Genomic DNA, 17,759 nt, shown 5'->3' on the forward strand with positions numbered 1-17,759 from the left:
CTCTAGTCGAAACACCCTATGTCTAGAGCTTAAAACGCCCTACCAAAGCTTGCAAACGATGGTACTCTAACTCAACTTCATCACAACATCCTGATGCAGTTTGGATACTTTCGCTGTTATGTCCAGCTAAATCACTAATACTTGATACTTGATGTGCCATATCTTTGGCTACCGAACTTTGCTCCGATGTTGACGTTGCTACCTCAGAGTTATAGCTCTCAATCGCTAACACTTGCTCATTAATATGTTCAAACGAACGCGTTACATGCTCAGTTGTGCTAAACGTTTGATCAACACTCGATAATGCTCTTTGCATTGAACTCACTGTTTTCTTTGACCCCCCTTGCAACGCCTCAATAATATTGTGAATTTCAGTTGTGGAGTCTTGAGTTTTTTGCGCCAAGGCACGAACTTCATCAGCTACTACAGCAAAACCACGACCTTGTTCACCCGCACGCGCAGCCTCAATAGCAGCGTTAAGAGCTAGCAAATTAGTTTGTTCTGCAATTCCCTTAATTACCTCCAGTACTGAGCCTATATCAGCGCTATCCTGCGCCACTTTATCAACCTCGTTCGATGTGGCTGTAATAATGTTTTTAAGCTGATTATTATTTTTTACATTCTCTTCAACATTCGCTTTACCCTGAGCAACTTGTTCAACAGCAGTGTGTGTTGCACTATTAGAATTTTCAGCCGATTGCGCTAAGGACTCAGATGAGTGAGCCATCTGCTCAATCGCCGCTGATAACTGTAAAGTCATGCTTGATTGCTCAGAAGATTGACTGGCAACCCGATTAAAGTTTTTGCGTAATGCCGTCACTGAGCGGTCTAAATTGGTAGATGAGTCTGCCACTTCACACATTGCCTCGTTAATGCTTTTCATCATTACATTTAACGAATGGCCCACTTGCGCAATTTCATCATTATCGGCTTTATTAAAGCGTAAATTGGCCCGCTGCGATAAATCCAGCGTATTTGCAACTTGCATCACAAAGTCATTAATCGCTAATACTGGTTTTGCAAGGTAGCCCCCTAAAAACCATGCTATAACGAGCCCAATCAGTATCAAAACAACACTTAATGCAACCGCAGCACTGAGCATGGTGCCAATTAATTTGTCGCTGTCTGCAAACCCTTCACGGGTACTAATTTCGCTGACAATGGCCCACTGTAACCCCAGCAACTCGATGGGTGCGTACGCTGACACTACGGCGTCATTTAAATAGTTATTACCTTGTAAAAAGCCAACCTCCCCAAGCAATGCTTTTTCTACCGCCGTAGTGGCAACCGCAGCCAGCCCTAACGTAGAGTCTTTGGCATCAATTTGGCTAATGACTTTGTTAGGTACACCTTGCTGCTCAAGCATCGCCAAATACTGAGGTTTATTTTCTAAAAACAACCGACTTTGCGAGCGCATTAGGCGATCTTCACCGATTAAAAAAGTTTCCCCTGTGGCACCTAAACCGCGCTGCTGCCATTGCTGATCATAGTTCATTATGTTGTTTATATTATCTACTGGCGCTTGAAATATCAAAACACCTATTCGCTTATCTTGTTCAAAAATTGGCGTAGACAAAAATGCTGCTGGGGCTTCGTAAGAGGGTGTGTATGGTTTAAAATCGATTAATGACACTTCACCCTTACCCGATTGCATGGCCGCCTTAAACGCCAGACCTATGCCAGAATCACTGTAAGGACCGCTTTGTAAAGATGTCGCAAAATCGAGTTCCTTAAATACAGAATAAATTACATTCGCGCTTTGCGCATCAACAATAAAAATATCATAGTAACCAAATGCTTCTAACAATTGCTTGTAAGAAGCATGATACTTGATATGTGCCTGCGCATAATCGGAGCCATCTTGGGCATCAAATAACTCACTTTTACTACCGAGAGGGTGGCGGTTGTTCGCAATATAAGTGTATTGCATTGCCCGAGCATTGGGCGATAATTCAGTAAGTAGTTGTTGAGTATCAATGTTTTTATTATCATTTAGAGCACGGTAGGTTGCACCAAACTGTTGTTGATAGAACTCACCCAGTGCTGAATCTATTTGCGACCCAGCGGTATGTGAAAACTGCTTTTGATACTGCACAAACCCGTCTTGAAACGCATTTGTGGCACGAATCGTCATAATGGAAGATGCCAGTGTTTTAAGCTGCTGTTGCATCATGTCAAAATAATCCGTTACTTGCTCTTTTTTCGCGTCTCTGGCACTCACCAAACGGTTCTGTAACTGCTCATGTAATGCCATGTGCGCTTCTGACTGCGCTAATACTGTTAGCAGCCCCGCCGATATAATCACCGCGGCTGCAACTATCGCTGCTACATTTAATACAATTTTACTTTTTATACGCACACTACCATCCTTAATTTAATGCAAAAAACTCTACACACTATAAAATCTAGCGGAGATTATAAAAAAAGCACTTAATTTATACAGTTAGATTATGAACAACATAATACAAAGCACTTAGCTAATCGTGTTTGCATACATGTCAACAGCAACAATTTGCATGAACGGCTTTGGGTCTGTAACAGCTTGAAAGCCAAATTGCTCATACAACTTATGTGCATCTTTGGTAGCAAGCATAAATCGACGCAACCCTTGTAGCTCAGCATGTGATTGCACAGCTTCCATAAGTTGCTTACTTAAACCTTGGCCTCGATAGCCTGGCACTACAAACACATCTGCCAAATAACCAAAAGTGGCCCTATCGGTAATCACCCGAGCAAATGCTTGTAAACCAAGTTGCTTATCAATTACGGCAAAATTAACACTGTTTTCAATGCCTTTATGTAAGGTTTCTTTGGGAATATGCTCAGCCCAATAGGAATGGCTGATATGATAGTGAATAGTATCAAAATATTGCAGAATTTCAGACGTGTTGGAAGTAAGGTAATGCACAATTAGCTCCTTGCAATGGTATAGATTTGTAATCAAAACATACCACTGCTAAGGAGCTAAAACGAGTTAATTATTGCGCTTTTTACATACCTAGATATTCATAACTAGATTGTAAACCAAGTGGAATACCTAAACCCCAATAGGCAAGTAAAAATAAGCTCCACCCTATTAAAAAGGCAATTGAATAAGGAAGCATTATCGCAATTAAAGTACCAATCCCCGTGCCCTTAACATATTTCTGGCAGTACACCACCACTAAAGGAAAATATGGCATAAGTGGGGTAATAATGTTTGAGCTTGAATCACCTACCCGATAAGCCGCTTGGCTTAAATCTGGAGAGATCCCTAGCTGCATTAACATCGGCACAAAAATCGGTCCTAATAATGCCCATTTTGCCGAACTCGAACCAACAAATAAATTAACAAAAGCCGTTAAGAAAATAATGCCCACTACCGTAATACCACTAGGTAGAGCGAGTGATTTAAGTACCTCTGCACCTTCTATTGCCAACAGCGCACCTAAATTAGATTGACTAAATGCAGCAATAAATAACGCACAGAAAAACGCCATCACAATATAATATGCCATGCTACCCATTGATTTACTCATAGCATCAATCATATCTTTTGAAGACTTAAATGTGCCAACCATAAAGCCAAACACCATACCTGGTATCCAAAATAGCAGAAAAATCAAAGGCACAATTGACTGCATTAAAGGCGCGCTAAAATCAGTCAATGAACCTGATGAGCTTCGCAGAGCTGAATCTTCACCACTGGCAGCATAAGCAAGCAAAGCAATGCCTGCTATCATTACACTCGAGGCCGCATAAAACGCTTTGCGCTCGTTGTTTGTCACTTCATGAAACTCAGGTAAGCTTTCGGTATCACCATCTACTGGCGTATTTTTCAAGCGTGGTTCGATAATTTTATCTGTTATATACCAACCTAACAGAACAATAAATACACTAGAGGCCGATGTGAAAAACCAATTGTTCAATGGATTTATAGACATTTGAGGGTCTATGATGTGTGCTGCACTTTGCGTAAAACTTTGCAGTAATGGGTCAATACCTGAAGGAATAAAGTTTGCACTAAACCCGCCACTTACGCCCGCAAACGCCGCTGCAATACCGGCCAATGGGTGACGTCCCATTGCATAGTAAATAACCCCCGCAATTGGAATAACAAGCACGTAGCCTGCATCGGTTGCAGTGTGGCTAACAATAGCGACCAAAATAATAGAAGGTGTAAGTAAAGATTGTGGCGTACGCTTGAGCATGAGCTTTAGCCCAGCATTAATATAGCCAGAATGCTCAGCAACACCAACACCTAACATGGCTACTAGCACCACCCCTAGTGGTGCAAAGCCTGTAAACGTTTTAACCATAGATGCTAAAAAGCCCGCTAATGCATCACCACTTAATAAGTTATGCACCACAATCGCTTGACCTGTTCTTGGGTCTATCGACTCAAACTGAGTACTTGAAAAAATCCAAGACAATACCCAAATCAATAACATTGAAAATAGAAAAATCATCGCTGGGTCTGGTAATTTATTGCCTACCCGTTCGATAAAGTTTAAAAAACGAGCCACTGCGCCATTATTTACATCACTATTCGCTTGTGAGTCCATATTTGTTCCTTAGTAAAAAATTCAGCTAACTTTACCTTAAATCTAGCCATAACCGCAATAAATCAGTTGAACTGTATATACACTAATTTAACATAGTCGATTCAATACATCTTTCTCATTTGGTCTATGCTTATCTTTATGCCGTGCTGAAGGAGATAAATATGATCAATATCGACGATAATGTAATCAAAGACATTAAAAGTGGCTTTAACCTCCCACCAAAGCCAGAGCTGTTAGAAAAGTTGCAAAGTGCAATTGATCAACCTGAACCTGAGCTAAATCATATTGCCCAGCTCATTGCTACAGACTTGTCTACCTCTGCAGCCGTTTTAAAAGTGATCAACTCGCCAACATATGGCATGTCGCGTACCGTTACTGACATTAAGCAAGCGGTGATGTTTTTAGGTTTAGATAGCATCACACAGCTCGTTACCAGCTGTTTATTGCAACAAGCATTCGACCAAACAACCTGCTGCATTAGCCTAGAGCGGTTTTGGGACACTTCAACTGAAATAGCGGCTGTATCAACATTAATTAGCAAAAGAATAAAATCTAAAGTGCCGTCAGAAAACTTACATATGCTTGGCTTATTTCATGATGCTGGTATTGTCGCGATGGCGGCAAAATACCCAGATTATGTGAATGTAATAAGCGAAGCAAACAACAATAGTTCACCTTTAATTGCCCTTGAAGGAAAGGCATATAATACTAATCATACAGTTGTAGGTTTTTATTTAGCCTCTAGCTGGCACTTACCCAAACCCATTTGCAAACTGATTTTACGCCATCACGATACCGAGTTTTTACAGGAGCAGCACGACCAAGAGTCATTACTAAGTTATGCAACGCTAAAAATGGCAGAAAACTTAGTACACTCTCAAAAACGCTTTATTGCTACTCATGATTGGCCATATGTAAAAAATGATGTACTCAATGTGCTAGAAATTGATGAAGATGATTATCAAGACATTGTTGAAGATACCCAAGATTACTTTCAAGAGCGATTTGGTTAAATGACTGCCTTTGACTTTGTATGAAGCCGTTATTGATGTAAGTTTTTATTTGGTTTTAAGCATGTTAACGCTACTATGACATAAAAAATATAAAGGAATACTTGTGTTGTTGGCGTTAAAGAACAAACTTAATACATTTGGAGCAACATTAGGGCCAGGTATTTTAATGGCTACAGCCGCAATTGGCGGATCTCACCTGGTTGCTGCTACGCAAGCTGGTGCGATATTTGGTTGGCAGTTGTTATGGCTTATCGTCGCGGTTAACTTACTTAAATACCCCTTTTTTCGATTTGCCGTTCAATACACTCTATTGAGCAAACAAAGCTTAGTTGCAGGGTATAAACAACAAGGTATCAGCGTATTTACAACTTTTGTATTGCTCAATATCATTGCGGCAATTGTAAATACTGCAGGAGTTTTGTTACTCACAGCCAGTTTACTGCATTATGCTCTACCTTGGAAAGTCGATATTACCGTGCTGTGCTTTGCAATATTAGCACTATGCTTAACCATTTTATTGTTCGGGCATTACAAAATGCTAGACCGTGCTAGCAAGTGGATAATGGCAACACTTACCTTCTCAACTGTGGCGGCTCTTTGTATTGCCATTGCACAAGGCGCTGCAAACCCACCACCAATAAACCCACCTGAGCCATTCCAACTGGCTATGTTAGGGTTTTTAGTCATCTTGATGGGCTGGATGCCTGCGCCGATAGAAATATCTGCGATTAATTCTTTATGGCTCAAGGCCAAAGCTCGCACATCTGCACTTAGCCTTAAACAAGGTTTGTTTGACTTCAACTTAGGCTATGGACTGACTGTTGTGCTTGCTGTGGTATTCTTTTCTCTTGGCGTACTCATTCAATATGGCAGTAACACAAAAATAGAGCTGGCGGGAATTGCTTTTAGTCAACAGCTTATCAGCATGTATACACATACCATCGGACCATGGTCTCACTCTTTAGTTGCTGCCATTGCCTTTTTATGCATGTTTGGCACTACGCTAACCGTGCTTGATGGGTATGCGCGAACGCTCAATGAATCTTTGCGATTAACACTAAAATCAATGCCCAAATATACTTTGTCAGCCCTGATATTATTACAGGCTATCATGGGAATGAGTGTGGTATTGTTTTTTAAAGCTAATTTAAAAGAGATGTTAACCTTTGCTATGACATTAGCATTTGTTACAACCCCAATTTTTGCTTGGTTTAATTATAGATTAATGCAGGTAATAAACGCACAACCACAAGGTTTTATAAGAATATTAAGTTGGCTTGGCCTAACCTACCTGTTTGGTTTTACTCTGCTGTTTTTGTATTGGCGGTTTTAAAAATAAGGTGTTGTGACTGTTATACCAATTGTACTAAATAGATGATCAGATATTGAACAGATAAATGGCTTAGTAACCAGACAAAAATTTCAGTATGTAATTATTCTACATAAGTAATTTTTAACGCAGTTAATGAGTCATTTAACTCCTAGAATGATCTACAATTGGTATAACTTCCCTGTAACGGGAATAAGCACAGTTTCAAAGCTCTAGTCAATTAAGTCTTTAATGCTTTTACCTGCTCCCAAATTTCCACAACATGGGCTTTATCATCTTCATTAAGCTCACCACTTCGATAAGCTTTTACTAAACTTTTTTCAACATGCTCGTTGAGCTCTTGCGCGCTTATTTCTTCACCTGAAACTTGTGCGTAACCCACCGCTAAATCAAAGTGACCTCGTAAATAACCACCAGCAAATAGCTCGTCATCTGACGCTCGCTCAACTAAAGTATCGAAAAAATGCTGCGCAGCATCTATATATTCTTGAAATGACATAACTGTCTCCTAATTTAAATCTGGGTGCCCAAGTGCATACATAATATGGTCGTTGTAGCCAGTCACCACATTAATGTAACCGCTTAGCGCCTTATCTAACTGCTCATCGCCTGTATCAGCAATTAATGGGCGACCATTAAGTGCTTGTAGCTTAGTTTTGGTTGCAACCACAATAATATTTTCTTTACCGATTTTTTTTATCAGTTCAGGGCTCAGTTGCTGGTTGCCACGGCCAAATATATGCCCTTGACCACCAATTAACGTGATCACTAATTTTGTCGGCACCTCGTTCAGGCACAATAGTAGCTGCTGGGCAGTCATATCCTGCTCAAGCAACGCTTGATCTTGGATCAAATCAACCCCCAATAAGGTATTCTCTAACCCTAGCTCTTCCATAATTGCAGCCACGGTTGAGCCAGAACCCATAATGTATTGGGTCTGCTCATCCATTTCACTGATAACGTAAGCAGCAATATCAGCAAGTACTAACTCATTCGTTTCTTTGCCGCCATTTTTTACACTTTGCACATAACGCAACTCACAAGGCACTTGCATTTCACCATAGCGTTTAGCGCGCACAGTACCTTGGCGAAATGCTGCTTCATCAATATCCATGACGTCTGCATCAGATAACGTCACAAGCTCACCTGTCACCAGCATTTCAACTACTCGGCCCGCTGCTTTGGGCGTTATAGCATAAACACCAGAGTGAATTTTGCATCCAGCAGGTACTCCAAGCACTGGTATGCTGTCATCCACTGCCGCGCAAATATTACGAGCAGTGCCATCTCCACCTGCAAATAGAATCATATCAACATTGTGTTCAAGCAGTTCTCTAGCAGCTGCTTCTGTGTCTTGTGCTCTTGTAGGTTGTGCACTTTGATAAACAACCTGCGTATTAAACCCCAGTGCTTTGGCAGTATTTTCGCCCATTTCGCCATTCACTGTAAATATATCTATTTGGCTTTGATATGCTAATAATTGCTCAAGTGCTAATCTCGTTCTTGCATTGGCTTTGGGTGTTGCCCCAAGCGCAAGTGCTTGTTCTGCAGTGTGTTCCCCATCACTGCCTTTTAACGCTACACTGCCGCCCAGCCCTGCAACAGGGTTAATGATTAAACCAAGTTTAAACTGCATCTAAAGCTCCTTTGGACAATGCCAGATAAATTGCGTTTTTGATAACGGCCATGGGGTATTATAAAGCTCACTCAGCGCTCGTAATAGCTGTGTAGTACGCTGATTAAAGCCATTTTCAAGTAACTGCATTACTTGCTCATATACGCGCTTTTGAAAGTTAAATCGACAGGTTTGTTCGCCATTTAAATTATCAATAGATACATTAAAATCAAACCCTGCGGCAACACTTAACGCCCACTCAATGGCTTGAGGCTTCACCTCTACAGCTTCAAATTCATGTTGTTTGGCTTTATCTCGCCCGTCAGGGCAATACCAATAGCCATAGTCTTCAAGTGCGCGTCGTCTTTTACCTGCCACAAGCCAATGTGCTATTTCATGCAGCGCACTGGCATAAAAGCCATGAGCAAATACCACTTGATGATAAGCACAATCCGCGTTCGCAGGCTGGTAAATGGGTTCATCATTTCCCTTTACAAGACGCGTGTTATGGTCCGCAAAGAATTGTTGATTAAAGATGTCAATAAGGTCACAAGTGTTGTGCATGAACTACAAACAGGCCATATGTTACTTAATGGCCGCAGATTGTACGTACTTTTGCCAAAGAAGTAAAAATGCGTTGTACTAATAGCGCATGTTCATAGCCTAGATAAAAAAACGCACCAAACGGTGCGCTCATTACAATGCAATTCTAAACACACTTTTTGCTTTATGGTGTCTCAGTTTGCTCAGCTTTTGGCGCTTCTTCCTTCGCTACTTCGCTTAGCTCAGCCTTAGGCGTGTCATAGAATTTAGCCCCTTTTTCCGCCATATTCATTAAACTCTCGGCTGGCGTAAATACGGGATTATCCGTCGCATACGTTGATAACTCAGAACATACTTTACTCATACCACGCTTATCCATATAACTGAATGGCCCGCCTAAGAACGGTGGGAAGCCAATGCCGAATATTGCGCCAATATCACCATCGCGAGCATTGGCAATAATGCCTTCATCTAAACAACGTGCCGCTTCGTTAAGCATTTGTGCCACACAACGACTGGCAATTTCTTGCTTATTCAAGCGCGGACTGGTGGTGATACCCAACAGCTCATACACTGACTCGTCCACTTTTTTACCCTTTTTCTCGTAAGAGTAAAAACCACGGCCAGTTTTACGACCTAGGCGCTTTGCATCAATTAAGCGGTCAAACGCATTCGGCGCTTTAAAACGCTCGCCCAGCTCTTTTTCTAGAATTGGCGCAATTTTAGAGCCAATATCAATCCCTACTTCATCCAACAAAGCCAATGGGCCTACTGGGAAGCCAAATTCAACCAACGCTTGGTCAATTTTTTCAATTGGTTCACCGGCTAATAATAGGTTTGCAGCTTCGTTGACGTAAGGCGCTAAAATACGGTTAACATAAAAACCGGCTTTGTCTTTTACCACGATTGGTGTTTTACCTTGCTTACGCGCAAAGTTTACCGTACGTGCAACAGTTTGCTCTGACGTGCCATCATGTGGAATGATCTCTACCAACGGCATTTTTTCTACTGGTGAGAAATAATGCAAGCCAATGACATTTTCAGGACGTTTTGCTTGCTCAGCAATTTGTCCAATCGGTAACGAAGAGGTATTACTTGCAAAAATGGTGTTTTGTTGACAATTTTTCTCAATATCTGCCACCATGCTTTGCTTGAGTTTTAAATCTTCAAATACCGCTTCAATGACCATATCAACATGCTTAAAAGCTGAATAGTCTGTACAACCTGTAATACGATTCATGGCTTGTTGCAGCTGAGCTTTACTCATGATACGGCGCTTTTCACGCTTTGATAAAATCTTGTAGCTGTAGTTCATGGCATTATTAACGCCTTGATGCGCAACATCTTTAATACGCACTAACGCACCCGCTTTTACGGCACTCACATGCGCAATGCCCGCCCCCATTAATCCACCGCCTAATACTGCGGTGCGTTCAATGGCAGCAACATCATCATTTTTGTACTCTTTTTTCATTTGCGTGGTGGCAAAGAAAATACCACGTAGCGCTTTTGATACGTCTGTCATCACTAAATCAGCAAAGCCTTCGGCTTCCGTTTTATAAGCTTTAAGCTCATCTAGCTCTACTGACGCGCGCACCGCTTTAATAATGTTAAGTGGCGCTGGATAGTGACCACCGGTTTTCTTAAGCACGTTATCTTGTGCTTTTTTAAAAATAATATTGCGACCAAACGGGTTTGACTCTAGTAACTGACTGATTCTATCTAAACGTGGCTTGCTGACTTTAGCCTTGCCTTTGGTTGCCATCTGCGCTGCTACTTGCTCTAAAATGCTGTGTGGCACACAATCATTTACAAGCCCTGCTTTTTTAGCTTGCTTTGCTCGTACTTGTTTACCCGTCAGCATCCACTCTAATGCTTTTTGAATACCCACCAGCTTTGGTAAGCGTTGCGTACCGCCACCGCCGGGTAATAAACCAAGCTGAACTTCAGGTAAGCCAAGTTTAGTAATATCGCTATCTGTACAAACACGATAATCACACGCAAGTGCAAACTCTAAACCGCCGCCTAAGGCCGCACCATGAATAGCAGCCACCGTTGGATAAGGCTGCTTTTTCAAAGTAAAGAATGCCTGATGACACAGCTCAGATATCGCTAATGCATCTTCACGCGTTTTTGCACCATCTAGCATATTAATATCAGCACCGGCGATAAAGTTATCGCTTTTACCACTGATAAACACCATACCGGTAATGTTGTCATCACGACCCTGCTTTAACACCGCTAGCAAGTCATCGGCAAAACTATCGCGCAGGGTATTCATTTTTTCACCCGGCACATCGATGGTCACGATAGCCACTCTTCTTTCGTTCAATTCATAACTAAATACTGACATTACGCGCTCTCCAATACAAAGGCCGCACCTAAACCGCCCGCCGCACAGGCAGTTGTTAGCGCTAAGCCGCCGCCACGGCGTTTTAACTCATGCAAGCTTTGCGTAATTAAACGCGCGCCTGTTGCTGCAAATGGGTGTCCATATGCTAATGAGCCGCCATTAACGTTAAATTTATCCATATCAATTTCGCCGACTGCTTTCGAGCGGCCTAGTTTTTCTTGAGCAAACTTATCTGAGCCAAACATCTTCATATTGGCCAGTGCTTGTGCTGCAAATGCTTCATGCATTTCAATTAAATCTAAATCTTGTAAAGTAATACCCGCTCTATCTAATGCGATTGGCGTAGAATGCGCTGGCCCCATAAGCATGTCTTCATGCACATCAATGGCTGAAAATGCAAAGCTGCGTACATAACCTAAAATGTCATATCCTAATGCTTTGGCTTTACTTTCGCTCATCATTAGCACTGCAGCGGCACCATCCGTTAACGGCGTAGCATTAGCAGCTGTGACTGAGCCATGTGCCCTATCAAACACGGGCTTCAACTTCGCATACCCTTCAAGTGAAGAATTGGTACGTATGTTGTTGTCTTGCTCAATAAATGATTTATAAGGAGGCACATGCGCCGTCATCACTTCTTCATTTAATAAGCCATCAGCCCACGCTTTAGCAGCTAAAGAGTGCGAACGATGCGCCATGGCATCTTGATCTGCTCGACTAATACCATGAGTTTTTGCCATTTGCTCAGCGGTTTGACCCATTGATAACCCTGTTGAGTACTCAGCTACAGCTGGTGGTACTGGCATTAAATCTTTAAGGCGTAATTTAGAGAATATTTTTAACCGCTGGCCCAGTGTGCGAGCTTTGCTTAAATCAACCAAGCTACCTGCGAGCTTTTTACTCACACCAATTGGCAATACTGATGAAGAATCAGCGCCACCAGCAATACCGACCGTTGCCGAGCCTGCGATGATAGACTCAGCAACGTTAGCGATGGCTTGAAAACTCGTTGCACAAGCACGTGATACCGAATAAGCATCCACAGATGCTGGCATACCGGTTCCCAATACAATTTCACGCGCAATATTTGGTGCCTCAGGCATTTGTACCACTTGACCAAATACGAGTTGGTCTATTTCTTTTTTATCGAAATTCAAACGCTCAAGCATTTCATTCACAACCAGCTTACCTAAATCCAGTGCTGGTACATGATGAAACGCCGTCGCTTGCTTTGCGAAAGGAGTACGTAAACCGCTTACAATCGCGATACGGTCGCCTTTTGTTGTTTTTAGAATGTTTTGCTCAGACATTAATATGCTCTCCCGCTGACAGGTCTGACCTGTTAAATTTTACCTGATTCTAAACAACCGCTTCCATAATGCCAATAGTTAAATCAAAATTGGTTACAAAAGAAGCAAACCATACTTACCCTAGTCTTTTTTTTATACAGTAGCAAAAGTTATTGAAAAAACTGGGGAACTATTCAAAAAACTAATGTCTAATATGACGCTAAAATGTCAATCTAGACTTGAGATCAGACAAAGAATCCATATAACTTAGAGCAAAATTTTGTCACAACAAGGACAAAGCAATGGCAGTAAATGAATTTTCACAATTAAAACGCTATCTAGATACACAAATTATTGGTCAACCGGCTCTCACTCAGGCTTTACTTATTGCTATACTGGCTGATGGCCACTTATTAGTTGAAGGCCCACCGGGTCTTGCCAAAACTCGTGCAGTCAATGCGCTGGCCAAAGGAATCGAAGGCAGCTTTCAACGGGTACAATTCACGCCTGACCTGCTACCTGCAGATGTAACGGGTACTGACATTTATCGTCAGCAAACCAGTGAATTTGTGTTTGAAAAAGGCCCTCTGTTTCATAATCTGATTTTAGCAGACGAAATAAATCGCGCCCCGGCTAAAGTGCAGTCTGCATTATTAGAAGCCATGGCAGAGCGACAAATTACGGTCGGTAAAAACACTTATCCACTGTCTGATTTATTTATGGTTATGGCAACACAGAATCCACTCGAACAAGAAGGGACTTACCCGTTACCTGAGGCGCAACTTGACCGCTTTTTGCTACACCTTAATATCGACTACCCGCAAGCAGAAAACGAACTGGCTATTTTACGCTTAACCCGAGGTGAAGCCCTTGAACAAGAAGCGGTGAGCTTTAAGCCGATTAGCCAAGACACTTTATTTGCTGCACGTAAGAGTGTGCTCTCACTGCATCTTGCTGAACCACTTGAACAATACCTTGTGCAATTGATTATTGCGACCCGAGAAGCAACCAAGCTCGATGATACACTTGCATCTTGGATTGAGTTTGGCGCAAGTCCACGGGCCACTATTGCGCTTGATAAATGCGCGCGTGCCCACGCATGGCTGCACGAACGTGAGTTCGTCACCCCTGAAGATATACAAGCAGTTATTCATGATGTATTGCGTCACCGTATTATTCTGAGCTACGAGGCACAAGCCGATGGCATCAGCAAAGATGATGTAATTAGTCGTATTGTAGAATTAGTACCAGTGCCATAATGATGCAATCGACCCAGTTATCAACCCAAGCATGGTTAGAGCAATGCCATAGCAATGGCGCACAATTGGGCTTAAAAGAGTTACTTTATTACAAGCCCAAAGCCAGCTTGCTGTCGCTAAAACCTCGCTCGCGTGTTAAAAGCGCGCAAGCAGGACAATATTTAGCGCCACATAAAGGCCGAGGTATGGAATTTGCCGAGGTACGGCAATATCAGTATGGTGATGATATACGCGCCATCGATTGGCGCGTTACTGCACGTACTGGCGAAGCACATACCAAGCTCTATCAAGAAGAAAAAGAACGCCCAGTATTTGTTTTTACTGATTTATCAAATAGTATGCTGTTTGGCAGTAAGTTATTGCTAAAGTCAGTGCAAGCAGCCCACTTAAGTGCATTAGTGGCATGGTCTGCTTGTCAGCGTGGTGATAGACTCGGTGGTATTGTGTTTAACGAACACGGCCATCATGAACTAAAACCCACAGCGCGCGACAAAGGTGTATTAGCACTGTGTCACCAACTATGCGATATTCATCAGCAAGCCTTGCTCAATAAAGATCAAAGCCTAGATGAACAACTAGTAGAAAACCGTTTTGCTGATAACCTAAAACGCTTAACGCATTTAGCCAAGCCCGGCAGCTTAGTTTATGTGATCTCTGACTTCACGCACTTAAGTGACGCCAGTTTTAAGCAATTAGAGCGCCTTGCGCGTCATTGCGAAATTATTGGCTGCCAAGTGAGTGACCCATTCGAGCATGCGTTACCTGCCTATCGAGAAGCCATAACTATTGAGGCGGGCGATAGTGCTTGGACTTTACCATTAATGGATAAACAGTTTCGGGCCAAATTTGCTCAGCAGGCTGCGACTGCTTTTTCAAAGCGTTTAGCACGATTAAAACGCGCAGGTATGACAATGCAATCATTTAGTGCGGCAATTCCCTTAGAAACACAGCTTACGAGGTAAGAGTAGTAGTTATGCAAGCTTCGCCATTAGATGCATTACAAGACGTTATGCCACCAAGTGAGGTATCATGGTGGCCATTATCAATCGCCATGTGGGGCGTAATATTACTGTCTTTGATTATTGTTATAACCCTGTTTGTTTGGCGCTTCAAAGCGTGGCGTTTTAAGCGTGCAAAGCGAGAAGCCATCAAACATAGTTTTGCCCTTCAAAACGATGCCCAACAGTTACATATTTTACTCAAACGACTGACCAAACATTATTATGGCACGCGCGCGGTCGCTGGCTCTAACCAGCTATGGGCTAGCCGCTTAACCCAGCTATGTGGGCAAACATTTTATGCGCAAGAACTAGATAGTTTATACAGCCCCAAGCCCAACAATGAGCTAGCTCATAAGCTACATGTCGCAATTAAGCACTTTAAATTAAAAGAGGCCATCAATGTTTGAGTTTAGTTGGCCTTGGGCCTTTTTACTGCTGCCGCTGCCTTGGCTCATTGCCAAAATAAAACCCGTACAACACAGCGCGTCGGCACGTTTGCGTATGCCTAGTTTTGCCAGCCTCGCTGCACTTGCCCCAAAAGCAGTGCAACAAAATCGAACAGTTCACTGGCAAGAAGGATTAATTTGGTTGCTGTTAGTTATCGCTGCTGCTAACCCAAAATGGTTAGACGACCCAGTTGCCTTACCTAATGAAGGTCGCGACATTATGTTGGCTGTTGACCTTTCAGGTTCGATGACTGAACAAGATATGGAATATCAAGGTCGCTTGATTGATAGATTATCGGTTGTAAAAGCTGTATTGAGTGAATTTATTGAACAGCGTCAAGGCGACCGATTAGGACTCATTTTGTTTGGCGATACAGCCTTTTTACAAACTCCGCTAACACGTGACTTAAATACGGTAAGCCAAATGCTCAGCGAAGCACAGATTGGCTTAGTCGGTCGTGCCACTGCCATTGGTGACGCACTGGGGTTGTCAGTAAAACGTTTTAGCCAAAAGCAACAAAGTAACCGTATTTTAATTTTACTCACTGATGGGCAAAATACAGCCGGTAATCTTGACCCTGAAGATGCCCTGCTGTTGGCCAAAGATGAAGGTATTAAAGTATATACCGTCGGAGTTGGGTCGGATGGCCGCAGCGGCTTTAGCCTATTTGGAATGGGTGGTGTAGGCGGTGGAAGTAGCATTGATGAAACAACACTAAAGCACATCGCAGAGCAAACTGGTGGGTTGTACTTTAGAGCCAAAGATGTGGCAGGTTTGCAGCAAATTTATCAAGAACTTGATGCATTGGAACCCATTTCTGATGATGCGCAAACATTTCGCCCACAACTGGCGTTATTTTATTGGCCGCTGTTGGGCGTGCTAGCACTAATAACACTCACAATTTTATTAAAAGTCCTACGTGGCTTAAAACAGGAGAATTAGCATGGAATTTATGTTTATTCGCCCCGAATTATTGTGGCTACTTGTGCCTTGGTTGGCGGTTTCATCGGCACAGTTTTTAAAGCGTGCAAAGCATACACGTAGTGAGTTAATTGCCCCCCATTTAGCCAGTGTGATGCTCAGTGAAAGTAAATCACAACGCAAACAGCACAGCCCAATACTCATCAGTTTGTTTTTACTATTGAGTATTCTTTGTATAGCAGGACCAAGTTTTGAAAAGCAGCAAGTGCCTGTTTATCAAACAAAGCAAGCCCGCGTGTTGTTAATGGACATGTCGTATTCCATGTACTCAACCGACATTACCCCAAACCGTTTAACCCAAGGGCGCTTTAAAGCGCTAGATATGCTTGAGTTGTTCAAAGAAGGTGAAACCGCTCTTGTGGCCTACGCTGGTGATGCTTTTACCGTATCGCCATTGACCAGTGATGCCGCCACCTTAGCAAACCTACTGCCAAGCTTGAGCCCTGAGATCATGCCAAGCAAAGGCTCAAATGTGCTTGCGGGTATTAGCGAGTCAATTGCATTACTCAAGCAAGCCGGATACACGCAAGGCGATATTATTTTAATAACCGATGGACTAGACCAAGCAGATGTTGATGATATTAACGCTGAACTCAAAGGCAAAAATTACACTTTGAGTATTTATGGCGTTGGTACTGAGCAAGGCGCGCCTATTGCTCTACCTGAAGGCGGCTTTTTGAAAGACCGCTCCGGGCAAATCGTAGTACCCAAAATTAATTTTGCTCGCTTAGATGGCCTAGTAAAGAGACATCGTGGTCAGCTTGTTCGCTACAACCCAAGTGGCAAAGACATAGCCGCTTTTACTCCCAAATTAAACACTCATAATGCGCTTGAACTAAACCAATCGAAACAAAGTGAAGCCCTTTGGCGCATAGACGCAGGCCAATATGGTTTACTGATTTTACTGCCGTTGGCATTAGTATTAATGCGCCGTGCAGGCTTGACCTTGGTGGCTGTTATTTTTGTGATGCAACCGACAGAGCAAGCCATAGCAGCAGATTGGCAAAGCTGGTTTAAAAATACTAACCAAAACGCACTGGGTGCATACCAAAGCGAAGAGTTTTCGCAAGCTGCACAGGCCAATAATTCAACACTCAAAGGAGCCGCGCTGTATAAGCAAGGTAATTATAAGCAAGCAGCTGAAGTTTTAAAAAATACCACCTCAGCAGTTGGCCAATACAACTATGGTAATGCCTTAGCGCAACAAGGCAACCTAGAAGAAGCGATAGCCGCTTACGATAAAGCATTAGCTCTTAACCCTGATATGGACCAAGCTGCGCAAAACAAAGCACTCATTGAGCAGCTTAAGCAACAACAAGATGACCAAAAGCAACAAGGTGACCAGCAGCAACAAGGTGACCAGCAGCAACAAGGTGACCAGCAG

General features: G+C 42.6%; 15 protein-coding genes. 7 read left to right on the top strand and 8 right to left on the bottom strand.

The window, feature by feature from the left end; all coding sequences use genetic code 11:
* Positions 1-22: 22 nt before the first annotated feature.
* From SANK73390_RS10210 to SANK73390_RS10220, 3 genes are all read right to left on the bottom strand, one after another.
* A complete protein-coding gene (locus SANK73390_RS10210; RefSeq protein ID WP_261625762.1) occupies positions 23-2,359 on the bottom strand; it encodes a methyl-accepting chemotaxis protein in 2,337 nt (778 codons plus the stop codon).
* Between the two features lie 114 nt (positions 2,360-2,473).
* Complete coding sequence (locus SANK73390_RS10215; RefSeq protein WP_462765952.1) at positions 2,474-2,908, bottom strand: GNAT family N-acetyltransferase; 435 nt, start codon at positions 2,906-2,908, stop codon at positions 2,474-2,476.
* An 82-nt stretch (positions 2,909-2,990) separates the two neighbouring features.
* On the bottom strand, positions 2,991-4,544 hold the full coding sequence (locus SANK73390_RS10220) for an AbgT family transporter (RefSeq protein ID WP_462765953.1): 1,554 nt from the start codon (positions 4,542-4,544) through the stop codon (positions 2,991-2,993).
* 161 nt (positions 4,545-4,705) lie between these two features.
* Between SANK73390_RS10220 and SANK73390_RS10225 the strand changes: the two genes are divergently transcribed.
* Both SANK73390_RS10225 and SANK73390_RS10230 read left to right on the top strand, forming a co-directional pair.
* On the top strand, positions 4,706-5,557 hold the full coding sequence (locus SANK73390_RS10225; RefSeq protein WP_261593349.1) for an HDOD domain-containing protein: 852 nt from the start codon (positions 4,706-4,708) through the stop codon (positions 5,555-5,557).
* A 166-nt stretch (positions 5,558-5,723) separates the two neighbouring features.
* Entirely contained in the window at positions 5,724-6,890 is a 1,167-nt protein-coding gene (locus SANK73390_RS10230; RefSeq protein WP_462765954.1) for an NRAMP family divalent metal transporter, read from the top strand.
* A 217-nt stretch (positions 6,891-7,107) separates the two neighbouring features.
* Here the strand turns inward: SANK73390_RS10230 and SANK73390_RS10235 are convergent, their stop codons facing one another.
* The 5 genes from SANK73390_RS10235 to fadI all read right to left on the bottom strand — a co-directional run bounded on the left by SANK73390_RS10235 (position 7,108) and on the right by fadI (position 12,708).
* A complete protein-coding gene (locus SANK73390_RS10235; protein ID WP_462765955.1) occupies positions 7,108-7,386 on the bottom strand; it encodes a YfcL family protein in 279 nt (92 codons plus the stop codon).
* 9 nt (positions 7,387-7,395) lie between these two features.
* Positions 7,396-8,523 (bottom strand): ATP-NAD kinase family protein, encoded by a 1,128-nt coding sequence (locus SANK73390_RS10240; protein WP_462765956.1) that lies wholly within the window; start codon positions 8,521-8,523, stop codon positions 7,396-7,398.
* Complete coding sequence (locus SANK73390_RS10245; protein WP_462765957.1) at positions 8,524-9,066, bottom strand: elongation factor P hydroxylase; 543 nt, start codon at positions 9,064-9,066, stop codon at positions 8,524-8,526. It lies immediately after the preceding gene.
* A 163-nt stretch (positions 9,067-9,229) separates the two neighbouring features.
* On the bottom strand, positions 9,230-11,398 hold the full coding sequence (gene fadJ, locus SANK73390_RS10250) for a fatty acid oxidation complex subunit alpha FadJ (protein ID WP_462765958.1): 2,169 nt from the start codon (positions 11,396-11,398) through the stop codon (positions 9,230-9,232).
* Entirely contained in the window at positions 11,398-12,708 is a 1,311-nt protein-coding gene (fadI, locus tag SANK73390_RS10255) for an acetyl-CoA C-acyltransferase FadI (protein ID WP_462765959.1), read from the bottom strand. Before fadI ends, fadJ begins: the two co-directional genes overlap by 1 nt.
* A gap of 281 nt (positions 12,709-12,989) precedes the next feature.
* Between fadI and SANK73390_RS10260 the strand changes: the two genes are divergently transcribed.
* From SANK73390_RS10260 to SANK73390_RS10280, 5 genes are all read left to right on the top strand, one after another.
* Positions 12,990-13,946 (top strand): AAA family ATPase, encoded by a 957-nt coding sequence (locus tag SANK73390_RS10260; protein ID WP_462765960.1) that lies wholly within the window; start codon positions 12,990-12,992, stop codon positions 13,944-13,946.
* On the top strand, positions 13,946-14,908 hold the full coding sequence (locus SANK73390_RS10265) for a DUF58 domain-containing protein (RefSeq protein WP_462765961.1): 963 nt from the start codon (positions 13,946-13,948) through the stop codon (positions 14,906-14,908). The genes SANK73390_RS10260 and SANK73390_RS10265 overlap by 1 nt, the downstream gene beginning before the upstream one ends.
* Positions 14,909-14,919: 11 nt before the next feature.
* Positions 14,920-15,354 (top strand): DUF4381 domain-containing protein, encoded by a 435-nt coding sequence (locus SANK73390_RS10270; RefSeq protein WP_462765962.1) that lies wholly within the window; start codon positions 14,920-14,922, stop codon positions 15,352-15,354.
* Complete coding sequence (locus SANK73390_RS10275; RefSeq protein WP_462765963.1) at positions 15,347-16,336, top strand: vWA domain-containing protein; 990 nt, start codon at positions 15,347-15,349, stop codon at positions 16,334-16,336. The genes SANK73390_RS10270 and SANK73390_RS10275 overlap by 8 nt, the downstream gene beginning before the upstream one ends.
* 1 nt (position 16,337) lies before the next feature.
* On the top strand, positions 16,338-17,759 hold a 1,422-nt coding region (locus tag SANK73390_RS10280), incomplete at its 3' end, for a vWA domain-containing protein (RefSeq protein WP_462765964.1).

It is taken from the genome of Pseudoalteromonas sp. SANK 73390 (assembly GCF_054966645.1).